At 46.6% G+C, this 14,666-nt stretch carries 14 protein-coding genes and 1 pseudogene; 7 read left to right on the top strand and 8 right to left on the bottom strand.

The window, feature by feature from the left end; all coding sequences use genetic code 11:
• Positions 1–163: 163 nt before the first annotated feature.
• Positions 164–487, top strand: a pseudogene (locus NC796_RS05250) (four helix bundle protein); the annotation flags it as partial.
• Positions 488–555: 68 nt separating this feature from the next.
• Here NC796_RS05250 and NC796_RS05245 read toward each other — a convergent pair.
• The 4 genes from NC796_RS05245 to NC796_RS05230 all read right to left on the bottom strand — a co-directional run bounded on the left by NC796_RS05245 (position 556) and on the right by NC796_RS05230 (position 3,975).
• Entirely contained in the window at positions 556–2,397 is a 1,842-nt protein-coding gene (locus NC796_RS05245) for a MutS-related protein (protein ID WP_310682759.1), read from the bottom strand.
• 115 nt (positions 2,398–2,512) lie between these two features.
• The gene (locus NC796_RS05240; RefSeq protein ID WP_310682757.1) at positions 2,513–2,788 is read right to left on the bottom strand and encodes a Smr/MutS family protein; all 276 of its coding nucleotides are present in this window, start codon (positions 2,786–2,788) and stop codon (positions 2,513–2,515) included.
• Positions 2,789–2,841: 53 nt separating this feature from the next.
• Entirely contained in the window at positions 2,842–3,711 is an 870-nt protein-coding gene (locus NC796_RS05235) for a CHAD domain-containing protein (RefSeq protein ID WP_310682755.1), read from the bottom strand.
• A 66-nt stretch (positions 3,712–3,777) separates the two neighbouring features.
• Entirely contained in the window at positions 3,778–3,975 is a 198-nt protein-coding gene (locus NC796_RS05230; RefSeq protein ID WP_310682753.1) for a hypothetical protein, read from the bottom strand.
• 290 nt (positions 3,976–4,265) lie between these two features.
• On the opposite strand from NC796_RS05230, the gene NC796_RS05225 reads away from it, so the two are divergent.
• From NC796_RS05225 to NC796_RS05200, 6 genes are all read left to right on the top strand, one after another.
• Positions 4,266–5,219, top strand: coding sequence for a PstS family phosphate ABC transporter substrate-binding protein (locus tag NC796_RS05225; RefSeq protein WP_310682751.1), 954 nt, complete (start codon positions 4,266–4,268; stop codon positions 5,217–5,219).
• A gap of 54 nt (positions 5,220–5,273) precedes the next feature.
• A complete protein-coding gene (pstC, locus tag NC796_RS05220) occupies positions 5,274–6,155 on the top strand; it encodes a phosphate ABC transporter permease subunit PstC (protein ID WP_310682749.1) in 882 nt (293 codons plus the stop codon).
• Positions 6,148–7,005 carry a phosphate ABC transporter permease PstA gene (gene pstA / locus NC796_RS05215; RefSeq protein ID WP_310682747.1) on the top strand — a complete coding sequence of 286 codons (858 nt, stop codon included), beginning with the start codon at positions 6,148–6,150 and terminating at the stop codon, positions 7,003–7,005. The genes pstC and pstA overlap by 8 nt, the downstream gene beginning before the upstream one ends.
• Before the next feature lie 57 nt (positions 7,006–7,062).
• The gene (gene pstB, locus NC796_RS05210; protein ID WP_310682745.1) at positions 7,063–7,896 is read left to right on the top strand and encodes a phosphate ABC transporter ATP-binding protein PstB; all 834 of its coding nucleotides are present in this window, start codon (positions 7,063–7,065) and stop codon (positions 7,894–7,896) included.
• A 44-nt stretch (positions 7,897–7,940) separates the two neighbouring features.
• Positions 7,941–8,630, top strand: a complete 690-nt coding sequence (phoU, locus tag NC796_RS05205; protein WP_310682743.1) for a phosphate signaling complex protein PhoU — start codon at positions 7,941–7,943, stop codon at positions 8,628–8,630.
• A 123-nt stretch (positions 8,631–8,753) separates the two neighbouring features.
• Positions 8,754–9,803 (top strand): hypothetical protein, encoded by a 1,050-nt coding sequence (locus NC796_RS05200; RefSeq protein WP_310682742.1) that lies wholly within the window; start codon positions 8,754–8,756, stop codon positions 9,801–9,803.
• Positions 9,804–9,901: 98 nt separating this feature from the next.
• On the opposite strand, the gene NC796_RS05195 is transcribed toward NC796_RS05200, so the two are convergent.
• From NC796_RS05195 to NC796_RS05180, 4 genes are all read right to left on the bottom strand, one after another.
• Positions 9,902–10,093 carry a histone H1 gene (locus tag NC796_RS05195; protein WP_310682740.1) on the bottom strand — a complete coding sequence of 64 codons (192 nt, stop codon included), beginning with the start codon at positions 10,091–10,093 and terminating at the stop codon, positions 9,902–9,904.
• Between the two features lie 211 nt (positions 10,094–10,304).
• Positions 10,305–10,910, bottom strand: coding sequence for a hypothetical protein (locus NC796_RS05190; protein ID WP_310682738.1), 606 nt, complete (start codon positions 10,908–10,910; stop codon positions 10,305–10,307).
• Positions 10,910–11,641 carry a cytidine deaminase gene (locus NC796_RS05185; protein WP_310682736.1) on the bottom strand — a complete coding sequence of 244 codons (732 nt, stop codon included), beginning with the start codon at positions 11,639–11,641 and terminating at the stop codon, positions 10,910–10,912. Before NC796_RS05185 ends, NC796_RS05190 begins: the two co-directional genes overlap by 1 nt.
• A gap of 1 nt (position 11,642) precedes the next feature.
• Positions 11,643–14,615 (bottom strand): glycoside hydrolase family 3 N-terminal domain-containing protein, encoded by a 2,973-nt coding sequence (locus NC796_RS05180; RefSeq protein ID WP_310682946.1) that lies wholly within the window; start codon positions 14,613–14,615, stop codon positions 11,643–11,645.
• Between the last annotated feature and the right edge of the window lie 51 nt (positions 14,616–14,666).

The following is a 14,666-nucleotide window of genomic DNA, read 5'->3' as shown; positions in this document are numbered from 1 at the left end:
TTAGAAGGATGGAAAAGGGATGGAAAGCGAATTCAAAAAAAATGTAAGGTTTTGGGTTGAAACCGGTCATACTATTGAATGACAATAAATAAATTGGAGATAGAAATGAGAGAAAAAAGTTCAAAAAAAAAATTTTGTCAAAGACTTTAAGAATAGAACAAAAAAGTTTGCTGTTGACATCATCAATTTTTGTCAAACTATTCCAAAATCAAGAGAGGGAAGGATTATAGCTGACCAGCTGATAAGATCAGGAACCTCTGTTGGTTCAAACTATCGTGCAGCGTGTCGTGCTCGTTCAAGGAAAGAGTTTTACGCCAAAATGTGTATCGTAGTTGAAGAAGCTGATGAGGTTTTATTTTGGCTTCAAGTGATTAACGGTTCCAAAATAAAAGAAGGAAAGAAACTTACAATTCTATTAAAGGAGGCTGAAGAAATACTTTCAATAGTGGCAACCGCACGCAAAACTGCAGGATCTAATCTTGAATAGTCAATTGCGTTTCAAGAAAAATCAAGCATTAAATCCTCCAGACCCCAATCCTTCATTCCCTTAATCCTTCAATCCTTCCCAACAGGCAGGCCTTCCATCTCCATGATCGTAAGGGCGTTGGTGGTGGGGCAGGGACCCGGTTTCAGCTTGTACTCGAAGCTCATTTTGCCATCCCTGATCGTCTCCTCGAAATGCCAGTTGCTGAGCTGCGGAATCTCTTCTTCCAAAGAAGCCAGTTCCAGGTCGTGGGTTGAAACGACACCCACGCCGTCGGTACCTGCCACGTGCTTTAGAAAGGCCGTACTGCCGATTAGTCGCTCTCGGTTGTTGGTGCCGCGGAAGATCTCATCCACAAGGAAAAAGAGGGGCCAGGCGTCCTTGCGTTCAAGCTCATTCAGCAGCCGGCGCAGTTTGCGTACTTCAGCATAAAAGTGGGAGAGACCTTCATCTAGGGAATCCACTACATTGATGCTCGTAAAGAGACGAAAAGGAATAGCTTTGAAACTGCTGGCATTGACCGGTCCCCCGGAGAGGCAGAGGCACAGGTTGATACCGAGTATACGCAAAAAAGTACTTTTCCCGGACATGTTGGAACCGGTAACCAAGATAAGTGAACCATTTTTTTCGATGGTCACATCATTCGTCACTTTTTGCTGGTGGGGGATGAGGGGATGTCCCAGGTCAGTTGCCTTTAGAACAGGCTCAGTACGATCTTGATCAGGTTTTGCCAAAATGTAATGGGGATTCAGCCACCCAAAATTGGCCAGTGAGCAGAGCGCTTCGAGCTTATAAAAATGATCGAGCCAGCGCTTCAGAGGATCTTTGAGCTCAGTTTTGTATCGGTCCAGTTTGTACGAAAAATAGAGGTCCCACGGAACCAACAGGTTCAGGATGGCCCACACAATCTCGCTTTTTTGGGAGGAAGCTGCTGCAGCTAGTCGAACAATCTTTTTCAGAAACCGGGACGGGCGGGTTTCCTCTTGTTGATATAGCTCACAAAATTCTTCGAGTTTGGATCCTTTTTTATAAGGATACTCTTCGAGGTAGATCAGTATCTCACTGAAACGGGAAAGCAGCTTTTCCATCTGGTAGGAGGCGTCAAACAACCCTTTTACTTTATCCGAGTTGAAATTATATGCCAGCATATACAACACAAAGCTGAAAAAAATATACGGTGGAAGAATCCCTGCAAGGTAAAGAATACCCAAAATCCAGTTGAGGGCAGCGAGGCTTCCGAGCAGCGTAAGTGCTTTTGTGTAAGATGTGGTGGAGGGTTGAGCAAGCCATTTTAGCAGCTCCTGCATATCCCAATCCTGCTCCGATTCATAAGACTTGCTGATAGCTGCCCGCAGTTGCAAGCGGTCCCGGAAATGGGCCATCGGGGTCAGCTCGCGCACCAGCTGCTGGCGTTTGATAACCTGTTCTACGTCGGGATTATTGGCAAGAAGCCATTGTTTCAATTGCTCACTTCCGCCGTTATAGATCGCAGTATCTACCAGGTGAAGCAGTGAGTGTTGACCGGTAATATTAAGATCTCCAGCATATGGGTGATCGGGTTCAGGTTTGGCACTTTGGGGGTAGGGAACCTGCTCCCATTCCAGGTCCATGCGAGCCAGGTGCGTGGAACGGATTTTTTCCCAGATTCTGAGCTGTTTTTGCTGTTTCTCAACTTTTTGGTGCCGAGATACCAGCCACATAAAGCCAACTACAAAAAGTCCCAGCACAAGCAAAGTGATTGTAGGGCTCCCGGTTTGTGCTGCAAAATAGAGGGCGACGATGCCAGCGGCAAAAACCCCAAGTCGATAGCGGGAGATCCGGCTGTCCCACTTATTTACGATGTTGATTTTGGCTTCAATTCTGCGGAGCTGGTTATTGATGGCCTGTCTTAAGGTAGATCGTTGAGTCGACATTCTCTGGGATAAAATTTCTTGATCAATTGACCATGAATATAGGGAAGCAGGAATGATTTTTCCGAATCAGATTGTACCTGTATTTACTTCTAAAGAGAGAAGAAACCTTCAGTCTTTAACCTTCAACCTTTAACTCCACTATTGTAGCACCCCAGCTGCTCCGGTCGCTGGCCAGCGAATAGCTTTGAACGTGGGGATTTCGATCAAGAAGGGCATGCACAGAACGACGCAGGTTTCCGGTTCCCTTGCCGTGGATAATGCGCAGCGAGTAGATCCCTTTCTCCAGGCAGGCTTCAATGTAATCCGGGATCAGCGATCCGAGATCTTCCGGCCGAAAGGTGTGCAGATCCAGTGTACCGTCGATGGGAAGTTCTTTGGGCTCGTCGTTCATAATCAAAAAACTAAAAATGTGCGACGCACTTCCAAAGTGCGTCGCACATAATGTTATGTAAAATAAGAAATAAACTCTTCTTCAGATTTCGAATAGATAAACCCACCGAGGTTTAACGCGCTTCGTTGCAGGAAGGAACGTTTTTGATCGACATATGAAGTCATCGCTTTTTTGTTGCTTAAAAGTGGGCCGAAATCATCATCCCTAAGCAGCGTGTCAAACAGCGCCAGGTCATGCTCTTCCCCAAGGTAATCTGAAAGCTGGGTCAAACTTTTGCCGTTAATATCAAGCTCCTCCGGCCAGTAGTAGTTTAAGATCTGGAAAATGTGCAGCAGGTATTTGACCTCTTTTCGCCACTCGTGGAAATGTTCTTTTGTGCCATCCTCGTTAGCCAGGTTGAATTTTTCGCGTCCATTCCGAAATATCTCCTGCACTCCGGGCCGCAGATCGGGAAGGTTATCCGCAATCAGATCCCGCTCTAGAAAGCTTTCGCAATTTTCTTCCAGGGAATTGGCCATCTCCTCGAATGCGTTTTTCTCCTCTGCCTTTTCCAACAGGCGTTGTTCCCTCCGCTGAAGCTCATCCAGTCCTTGTTCAATATCCTTGTGCCGGACAGAATGTGCTTCGGTGGCCACATGTTGCAGGATTAAAATGATTACATGTGTATCCCTGAGCTCTGAAACAAAACGGCTCATATCACGGAAAAAAAGATTTAGCTGCTTATAGTCTTCTTCTCCAAGAGGAGTTCGTATCAGGCGAATTAAAGCTCGCATGAACTTGAAACTTTTCCTTGTATTGTGGACGGCCTCGTTGAGGTTATGAAAAGGGGGACGAATAATAGATGCGGTCTGCCCAACGCAGTTCGAGTAAATTCGTTTTATTCCCTGGTCAACTGTTTCTTCGGTACTGATTGCATATTCCATAATGCCCAAAAATAGGGAACCTGTGGAAGGAAACAATCCCAATTTGATACAATTTATTTTGGAGGGTCAGCCCTTAAACTTGGCGGCATCAAGTATAGACCAGAGATGAATAATCCATCCCATCCAGATTAACCATAAAAGTCCGGCAAGCACGAAGTGGGTGACTGCCATTAAAAAACGACCCTGCAAAAGTTGGCCGAGTCCGGGTATAAAAAAACTTGCCAGAGCTGCTATCACATTTCCTGCTGATCCTTGTCCACTCATAAGAAAATGATTTTTTATTAATGATTATTGACAGCCTACGAGTTAGGCTAAGAAAAGTTTAATCCAATGCCAATGAATTGACGATTTGCTTTAGGTTTTCAAATGCAAGGAAACCAGTTGAGATTCTGCTTTTTTGTAATTATAAAAAGGGTTGCTTGGTTTTAATAGAGGCTGAAGGGTTGGCATCGTAACATTAAGAATACATTGATTTAACAGTTTGTTAACATACGTTTTTTAGCTTTGCCGCTCCACGATCAGCACACAAATTCACATAACTTAAACCTTCTTTTATGACTAAGAAATATCTGTCTATTACTCTGCTCGTTTTTTCCTTTTTCCTTTCTTCATGTGGCTCTGGTGATAATGAGGGCACCCTTTCCGGCAGTATTAATATTGATGGATCCAGTACTGTTTTTCCCATTACTGAGGCAGTGGCTGAGGAGTTCCGGTCAGAGGCTCCCAACGTCCGGGTAACGGTTGGCGTATCGGGGACCGGCGGCGGTTTTCAGAAATTTCTGCGTGGCGAAACTGCTATCAACGATGCTTCGCGTGAAATCAAGCCAACTGAGATAGAAACAGCCAAGCAGAACGGTATTGAGTATATTCGTTTGTCAGTAGCCTATGACGGGCTCGCTGTGGTCGTGAATCCCCAGAATGATTGGGTCGACAATTTTACAGTAGAAGAGTTGCAGACAATTTGGGAACCTTCTGCCCAGGGAAATATCACACGTTGGAATCAAATTCGTTCAGAGTGGCCCGATGAGGAAATTCATCTGTATGGACCGGGTGTAGCATCGGGAACATACGACTACTTTACGGAAGCCATTGTGGGAGAAAGCGGTTCAAGCCGGGGTGACTTCACGGCCAGCGAGGATGACAACGTTTTGGTTCAGGGAGTTTCTTCTGATCAGTTTGCACTTGGTTTTTTTGGACTCGCTTATTTTGAAGAAAACCAGGAACAGCTTAAACTGGTTGGCGTCAAGGATGGAGAAGGCGAACCCGTAAAGCCCTCTACTGAAACGGTAGCTAATGGAACCTATACCCCTCTGTCTCGTCCCCTGTTTATCTATGTATCAAAACAGGCGGCCCAGCGTCCGGAAGTGCAAAATTTCATAGAGTTCTATCTTGATACTGCTCCCAAGCTGGCAAAATCGGTAGGTTACGTGGCCATGCCCGATTCAGCATACAATGCACAGAAAGAAAAATTCCAGGCTTTCATCTCTGACAGCACTGCTGTCCAATAAACAGACATCAGCTGTTTAGGAGACAGGGAATTTCGTTAATTATATCATTTCCGCATGAACAGAAAGACGAAAGAGAATATAATTGAAAAAGCACTGGCGGCCTGTGCACTGATCACCGTTTTGACGACGGTTGGTATTATCCTGGTGCTGTTGGTAGAGGCCGTTAGCTTTTTCAGCGAAGTCTCGATCATTGAATTTCTTACCGGAACGGAATGGACGCCCTTGTTTACAAATAAGTCGTATGGAATTCTACCGCTCATTGCGGGTACCATGCTGACCTCGTTCATTGCAATTGGAGTTGCATTGCCGATCGGGCTGACCATTGCGGTCTACCTGAATGAATATGCACCCAGGCGGTTTCGCAAAGTGGTTAAACCGCTGCTCGAGATATTAGCCGTAGTTCCCACCGTGGTCTACGGCTTTTTTGCTTTGATGATTGTTACTCCATTTCTGAAGAATTTTATCCCGGAACTGGCAGGGTTTAACGCCCTTTCGCCGGGATTGGTTATGGGGATTATGATTATTCCCTTTGTTTCCTCATTGAGTGAGGATGCACTCAATTCCGTGCCAGACTCCCTCCGGCAGGCGGCTTTTGGAATGGGCTCAACGAAGCTGCAAACCGCCTTTAAAGTGATGGTGCCGGCGGCTTCTTCAGGAATTATTGTATCGGCCATTTTAGCTATATCGAGGGCTATCGGGGAGACAATGATCGTGGCCATTGCGGCGGGTCATCAGCCAAGGTTTACGATTGATCCCACGATTCCCATTGAAACCATTACCGCCTATATCGTGCAGGTGAGTATGGGCGATGTGCCGTACGGAACCATTGCCTATAAAACTATTTTTGCAGCGGGAATCACTCTTTTTGTATTCACCTTTATTCTCAACAACATAAGTTACTGGATAAGAAATAAATACCGGGAAAAGTATGAATAGAGCGGGATATAACCGACTTAAAGACAAAGGATTTAAGATTGTTGGCGTATCGGCCACACTCGTGGGACTGATAGTGCTGGCTATTTTTATAGGATTTATCATTTTCATGGGTATGGAGCGGCTCAGCTGGGATTTTCTGATGAGTCTGCCTTCCCGTTTTGCTGATCAGTCCGGTATTTATACTGCCTGGATCGGAACAGTCTGGATACTGATAATGACAACGCTGATTTCTTTTCCGCTGGGGGTGGGCGCCGGGATATATCTTGAAGAATATGGAAAGAAAAGCAAGCTAAGTTCATTCCTTGAAATAAATATTGCGAACCTGGCCGGTGTCCCTTCTGTGATCTATGGTCTGCTGGGACTCGAGGTTTTTGTTCGGATCATGAAGTTGGGCAACAGCATTTTGGCAGGGGCATTAACACTTTCACTCCTGATTTTACCCATTATTATTGTTTCAACCCGGGAAGCGATACGGGCGGTCCCATCTTCCATCCGGGACGCTTCGGTTGCCCTGGGTGCCTCGAAGTGGCAAACCATCTGGAGCCAGATTTTACCGGCTTCCATCGGGGGGATCCTCACAGGGGTTATTCTGGCAATTTCTCGAGCGGTAGGCGAAACAGCTCCCCTTATTGTAATCGGGGCGCTGGCATACGTGCCGTTTGCGCCGCAAAGCCCTCTCGATGAATTTACAGTACTTCCGATACAGATCTTTAACTGGGTGACCCGCCCACAGCATGAATTTGTGATCAACGCAGCTGCCGCCATTATTGTGTTACTGCTGATTACGTTTGTAATGAACGGTATCGCGGTTTACCTGCGGTATCGCTGGCAGAAAAAAGTGAACTGGTAACGCCGAAGAGCAAACTTCATAACCCTGAATGGTTAGTACAATTAAAATAAAATCCCTATGGAGACCGAAACTCAAAAGGCAAAAGTAAAAGCCGTGGAAACAGAGTCTACGAATAAACAAGCAAAAAGTGATCAACAGCAGTTTAAACTTCAGGCTAAGAATATCGATGTATTCTATGGGGATTTTCAGGCCATCCAGGATATCAGCCTGGATATCGTCCCCAATTCGGTAACCGCTTTTATCGGCCCGTCGGGATGCGGAAAGTCAACGTTTCTGCGACTTTTTAACCGGATGAACGATTATATCGATGATTTCAAGATGAACGGCAAAATTTTGCTGGACAATCAAAATATCTATACTCCGTCGGTTCGGGTTGAGGAGCTCCGCAAAACCGTGGGCATGGTTTTTCAAAAACCGAATCCGTTTCCAAAATCAATTTTTGAGAACGTAGCGTATGGTCTAAAAATACAGGGTATAACAGACAAGGATTTTATTGAAGAGCGGGTTATTGAATCGCTAAAACAGGCTACCCTATACAGCGAAGTGAAGGACGATCTCAACAAACAGGCCCTGGCTCTTTCTGGTGGGCAACAGCAGCGGCTGTGTATAGCGCGGGCTCTTGCCGTTAAGCCTTCCGTCCTGCTGATGGATGAACCCACTTCCGCACTTGACCCGATCTCAACCGGCAAGATTGAGGACCTTATTCATGAACTGAAGAAAAATTACACCATTGTTATAGTCACTCACAACATGCAGCAAGCGGGTAGGATAAGCAATAGAACCGCATTTTTGTACATGGGTAAACTGATAGAATACGGTGAAACCGAAAAAATATTTACAAATCCTGAAAAAGAGCGCACACAGAATTACATTACAGGAAGATTTGGTTAATAATGTACACAGACGATTCAGGACAATTAAAAGAATCAGCACCTATGTCACACTTAGACACAGAGCTTCGTCTACTCAATGACGACATCTTAGAGATCATGTACCTCGTGAAGACCCAACTGGAAAAGGGTAAAAAGGCGCTTATCACCTTCGACAAAGAACTGGCGCATGATATTATTGCCAACGAAAAACGGGTTGATGGGCTTGAACTAAAAATTGACCGTGATTGTGAGAATATTCTGGCCCTCTTTAATCCAGTAGCGGTAGATCTTCGTTTTGTGATCGCCTCACTTAAAATCAACTCTGACCTGGAACGGCTGGGAGATCATGCGAACAGTATTGCCAAATACATACTGGAATACGGTCATGCTATTGATGAAAAGGTCATTAAAAAGATGCGAATTGTTGAGATGTATGATACGGCGATTCAGATGCTCAGCAATGTCTTTAGTGCCTACATCGCTGAAGACACCGAAAAGGCACGGAAAGTATTTTCCAAAGATCAGCTGTTAAACGAAATCAATCAACAGGCCGCTAGTTCAACTGCCAAATTGATTCAAAAAGATCCGAAAAATATTGAACTGTATCTTTACCTCTTTTCCATCATCCGGAAGCTGGAACGAGTGGGGGATTTGACCAAGAACACAGCTGAACAGCTTGTATTTTACATTGAAGCAAAGGTCCTTAAGCATAAAAAACTCAACTCTAAAAAAGCCAGGGACCAGGAAGAATAGTTTTGAAGCTGGTGGATGTTAAATGTGATCAGTATACCACCACACCTTATACCTGGGCAGATGCATACCAGCGTCTGCTTACCGAAAAATAGATCAGCACAAATAAAACAAATACACACTAACATGAAGACGTCAGGTTTACTTGGCGCCCTGCTATTGCTATGGGCGTCCACTACGTTTGCACAATCAAATCTAATTAACAACGGGGAACTGAGTGGTCGCGTATACAGTGACTTTTACTGGATGGCTGCCAACCACGACCCGGATCTTGTCGGAGAAAACGGCTTTTGGATTCGGCGGGTCTATTTCACTTATGACCAGGAAATAAGTGATGCTTTTTCCGCACGATTTCGTCTTGAAGGAAATAGTCCAGGGGATTTCAGTACCAGCGCAAAAATAAGCCCGGTCGTCAAAGATCTGTATTTGCGATGGACCAGTGGACAGCATCAGATTGAAGCGGGCATATCCTCAACACCGACGTTCGGACTCGTGGAAGATGTATGGGGCTACCGCTCGGTAGAAAAAACGCCGCTGGACATGCAGGATTTTGCGAGTTCCCGGGATTTTGGACTCTCATTTGAAGGAGAGCTCGACCAGGATGGGCGCTGGAACTACCACTTTATGTTTGGCAACGGGAACAGCAACAATTCCGAGATCAACAAAGGAAAGAAGTTCATGCTTGCCCTGAGCTATGAGATTACCGGAAATATCGTTGCAGAAGTGTATGGTGATTATAACGACAACCAGGGCTCACAAGACTGGATGACCCTGCAGGGTTTTGTAGGATACCGTTCAGAAGAGCTTAACGTCGGTGCACTGCTGGCGCATCAACAGCGCAAGAATGCCACCAATTTTACCACCGGCGGCACTACCGACCTGAACCTTGAGATCGCCTCGCTGTTCACCAATTTCAGAATGACTGAAACAACGGGAGGGTACCTTCGCGTAGATCATACCTTTGATCCCATCCGTGGGGCGGAAGGCATCGATTACTTTCCGATGAGCAGCCAGTCAGCAGCTACCGTATTCATTGCAGGACTTGATTTTACGCTGGCAGAGAACATCCACCTGATGCCCAACATCGAGGCTGCTGTGTATGAGGAGAGCGAGCTGACGGGTCTGACGCCGGAAAGCGACTTTATGCCACGTCTTACCCTATACTATGATTTCTAGGAGTTCTGAGAGGATTTTCTAAGCATAAAGAAAAGGCCACTTAATTTAAGTGGCCTTTTCCAACTAGATAAAGTAAATAAGTATAAAGTACTTATCCTTTAAATTTCGTCAACTTTACCGGTATTCTTCCATTCCTGGATTTCTAATCGAATATCTTGTGCTGTCTTTTTGATCTCTTGGAGCGTTTTACGCGCACGTGTACCGGCTGCCTTGTTCCCTTTGTTGTAGAACTTATTAATATCTGGTTCTAGCTGGTCTAACAGTTCACTCATTTCATCATATCGGCTCATTATATAATCTCCGTTAAATTAATATTAGAATGTTGTTTAAATCGATTTGATGACATTCTTTTGTACCGCCATCGATTGGACGAAACTAATACATTCCAATCTGTACTGTCAAGTAAAAATCCTGTTTTCTAATCTAAATCATAGTTTTTTTCAGCTTTTTAATAGAATAAACGGGATATCTTCAAAAATATAAGTCTAATTATACCTCATTTTAGTTATTATCAGCTATATGGTTCCTGAATTCTTCGGCCGTTGTCAGTTTTGTGGGAAACGATAATTGGGCCAATTCTTCAGGTGGTTCTTTTTGGGGATCAGAAGGCACGCCCTCAGCTGCCGGCGAAATATGATCATATTTTGAAAACAAAAACACCTCATTCGGGGAAAATTGAGCGTGGAGAAATGCCAGGTAGCGTGGCAAGGGGACGGGGACCGGTCGGGCGGTTTCTTCATCCAGCACAAGGTTGGAGAGTACAAGGACGGGCCCCTGGTGCAGTCGATTAAAATAATCAAGGTCCATGTCAAGGGTATCGTCTTTAAGCGTGATACATTCCCGCTGGTAGCCATTGAGCCCGACAGCAGAAACGCCCTGGTCTGCAAAAAGGGCAATAAGCCGGTGGTTCAGGTCCTTGATAGCGCGTACTGTCGCCTCCTCCCGCATGATGCCGGTTTGAATAAGGCGCTCGGTATATTCGCTCTCGCCGTGCACAACCACAAGCTGGGTTTGGCGATTTTGCTGTTCGGCAAACGCCTTGGCAACGGAAGTGAGGAACAGGCCGTTATCAAGGTGTTCGTAATCAAGTACGGCAATATATTTCATTATTCGGAGGTATCCTGTCGATTATTCTTTTTCAAAAAGTCTGATTTAAAACTATATGGCAGCAGGTCAGAACTAAAATGCCTGGATAGTGTGCCATCGGGATGATGAATGCAGACGGGAATGCGGGGCAGGTGTTCCACGATAACCTGCCGGCAAGCACCGCAGGGACTACTAAAATCTCCATGCCTGCTGTGCAGGTGAAGGGCGTTGATCTCAGCGGTGTCAATTCCGTAGGCCAGTGCTTTAGCCAGGGCTACCCGTTCCGCACACAGCCCCAGATCCCAGGCACTGAATTCAATATTGACTCCAGTAACAAAACCATTGCTTGTTACCAGCAAAGCAGACACCGGAAATTGGGAGTAGGGCGTGAGAGAGCGGTCTAGAAGCCTTTGCAATGAACTGTTAATACTATCACTCGTTTTGAGAATTTCAGAGGCTTCTCCATCAATTTGACCGTTTTCAACGAATTCCAGGCTGAACTCATTTGTCCAGTAATCAAGATGTTTTTCAGTGGATTCATAACCTTCCGGGAGAAATAGCTTTTTCGGTTCCTCACCCTCACTCAGGCAGATCACCATTCCACACTGCAGCGCGGTTATGCTTAGAGGAAATGAAATATTTTCGATTCGTATCCCGGGAAAAAATTTACCGGATTCACTCTGTACGATCACCGCGTCAGGACTGTTGGAATAGGGGGTGTAGCAGCGAGATTGAAGTTCCTCTAAATTCATATTATTGCTGTTCCTCGATGATGGAAGAGACGACTGCATCGGCCACCGCTGCCCGAATTTTGCTGATGTTATGCCCGTATGAGCGGTACGGATGCACGCGGTTTGTTAGGATTATAATCGAGAGGTTGCGCTCTGGATCGATCCAGATGCTGGTGCCTGTGAAACCGGTGTGCCCAAAGGTTCGGTCACTTGTGAGTGTACCCGCCGTGCTGAAATCCGGGCTCTTGCGGTCAAACCCGAGTCCGCGATTGCTTGTGTTGGATTGCCGGGTAGTAAATTTTTGAATAACATCTTCACTGAGATATCTCCGTCCGCCGTAGGTACCCCCGTTCAGCAGCATCTGTGCGTATACTGCAAGGTCCGTCCCGTTGGAGAAGAGTCCTGCGTGGCCCGCAATCCCGTTCATATAAAACGCGCGTTCGTCATGCACCACCGTGTGTACCGTATCTTTCCGAAACACTGTGTCGACCTCGGTCGGGGGAATTCGGCTGCTGATCCACTGTCCCTTCAGCGATGGATTGAAGAAGGTCGAATTCATTCCCATGGTATAGAACATCTCTTTGCGTATGTATTGGTCAATGCGACTGCCCGAGACCTGTTCGACGATTTCGGCCAGCAGGATGAACCCGAGGTCGCTGTACTGGTATTCGGTGCCCGTCTCGTAAATCAACGGCTCCTCTTTTACAGCCTGTATCAGCTTCTCCCGGTCCTTCAGTGAGTCGACATATACGCGGAAGGGGGGCAGCCCGGAATTATGTGACAGCAGGTTGTGAATTGTGATCTCACTTTTGTCTACCTGCCGGAATTCTGGAATATATTTGGAGACTTTGTCGTCCAGTTCGACCTTGCCTTCATCCACTAACCGCATGATGGCCGTAGTGGTAGCTACCACTTTTGTAAGTGAGGCCAGGTCATAAATGTCAGTAGGTTCCACCGGTTTCAGCTTGTCATAGGTATGGTATCCATACGATTTCTGATGCGCTATAACGCCATTTTTGAGTACGGTTACCGTGCCCCCGGGGAATGTCGAGTCAAACACAGCCTGCCGCATGATATCGTCGACTTTTCGCAGGGCGTTATGGGATAATCCCACCGTGCCGGGTTCATCTTTACGGATTGTGGTCTGTGGTATTTCAATGCCATCCCCGATCTTGTAATGACCCGGAATATTAATCGGCATGCGGCCGTTGATGTGTGAGGCGCCAAACAGGGCGGGAACGGTATTGCGCACCTGGTCACTCCTGGCCGACCACGCCATCACCTGGGCGTCGGTTGCAGAAAGGTCCCGCACGATATAGGGATTTCCAAATGCTACCAGCAGCGATGGCTTTGTCCCATTGGCCAGTTCTTTCAGGAAATCAAACTGTTCTGAAGAAAGCTGCATCGGCTGGGCTGAGCGTACATATATAAATGAACCAAAGATGATGAGGTCCGCTTCCCGGGCATCCTGCCTGATTTCGCGCTTCTCCTCTTCGCTTGTTCGACGGTCATATACATGAAACGTGACGTTCGGGTGATACTCTTTGAGCTGCCGGGCAAAATAGGAACCGGTATCCCCGGAAATATCATCGGCGATCGAGAGAACCATCACCTCGGGATATTTGTATGGCCGAATCGGGAGAATATCTCCTTCATTTTTGACTACAGTCAACGATTTGCGCGCGATCTCATCCGCAATAAGCTGATGCTGGCGGGTGTTGATCTTCTTATCCAGCTGGTCCAGGTCGACCATGCGATCTTCAAATAGTCCGTGCTGTTTTTTCCAAGCCAATAGTTTGCGTACCGAGCGGTCGATCCGTTCTTCGGAAATGTTACCCATATGTACCGCCTGCACAATTTCATTGATGGCCGTAATCTCATCGGGGCTGAGCAGCATGAGATCCGCACCCGCTTTCAATGCCTTAACCACCGTTTCACCCGGGGAATACCGAGATGAGATCCCGCGCATTTCAAGGCCGTCGGTCACCACCAGGCCGTTGAAGTTGAGAGAGTCCAGCAAAATGCGATTCAGGATCTGTTCATTGAGTGTGCCGGGGGTACCATTTGAGCTGATTTTGGGAAACGCAATGTGAGCACTCATGATACTGGCTATCCCGCCATCGATGGCCGCTTTAAACGGCACAAGTTCCAGCGTATCGAGGCGCATGTAGCCATGATTGATCACGGGCAGCGACAGGTGAGAGTCGACATCGGTGTCGCCGTGCCCCGGAAAGTGTTTGGCAGTGGAGACAACACCCTCGGACTGCACGCCATTGATAAAAGCATTGCCAAAAGTTGAGACGGTCTTGGGGTCGCCTGAAAAGGAGCGAACGTTGATGACCGGGTTGTCGGGATTATTATTTACATCCAATACAGGGGCAAAAATTTGATGTACGCCCAGGGCTTTGGCTTCACGAGCTGTTATTTTACCGGCCCAGTAGGCGTATTCCGGGTTCTGCGTTGCGGCGATTCCCATGGCGGGACTTAGGTAGGTAGTGCGGCTAACCCGCATGGCTGCGCCAAATTCCATATCCTGCGTTACCCAGAGGGGAAGCTTGCTCATGGCCTGCAGTTTGTTGTGGAGCACAGCCTGTCCATACACATTGCCACTGCTGAAGATGATACCGCCCACATGGTATTTTTGGACTTTTTCCTCCAGATCCTGGAAGGCTTCACTATCTTCATTAAAAAAATACCCGTTGGCATAAGTAACAAACAGCTGCCCGATCTTCTCCCTCAGGCTCATCTGATTCAGCACACCCTCAACAGTTGTTTCCCCGGAAAGGACTAATGCAGAAGGGGGGACAGGCTTTCCGTTTTCAGCCGTTGAGTCTTTTACTGTCTCTGGCTGGCTGAGTACACTTTCCTGTTCCATCGTTTCCTGCTGTTCCGTTCCTGGTGAAGAAGCTGTTTCCCGGGAGGAGGAGCAAGCCGATAGCACGATTAAAAGAGCAAAGAAGCACAAATTGCAGAACCGAGGGGTATCAATTTTCATCAATCTTATATCTCCTGGTTAATACGGTGAAAATGTAACGAATGTATTGAT

This window comes from Aliifodinibius sp. S!AR15-10 (assembly GCF_031569985.1).
In the GTDB taxonomy this organism is placed as follows: Bacteria; Bacteroidota; Rhodothermia; order Balneolales; family Balneolaceae; genus JAMQKA01.
This window is presented reverse-complemented; position numbering and strand designations above follow the sequence as displayed.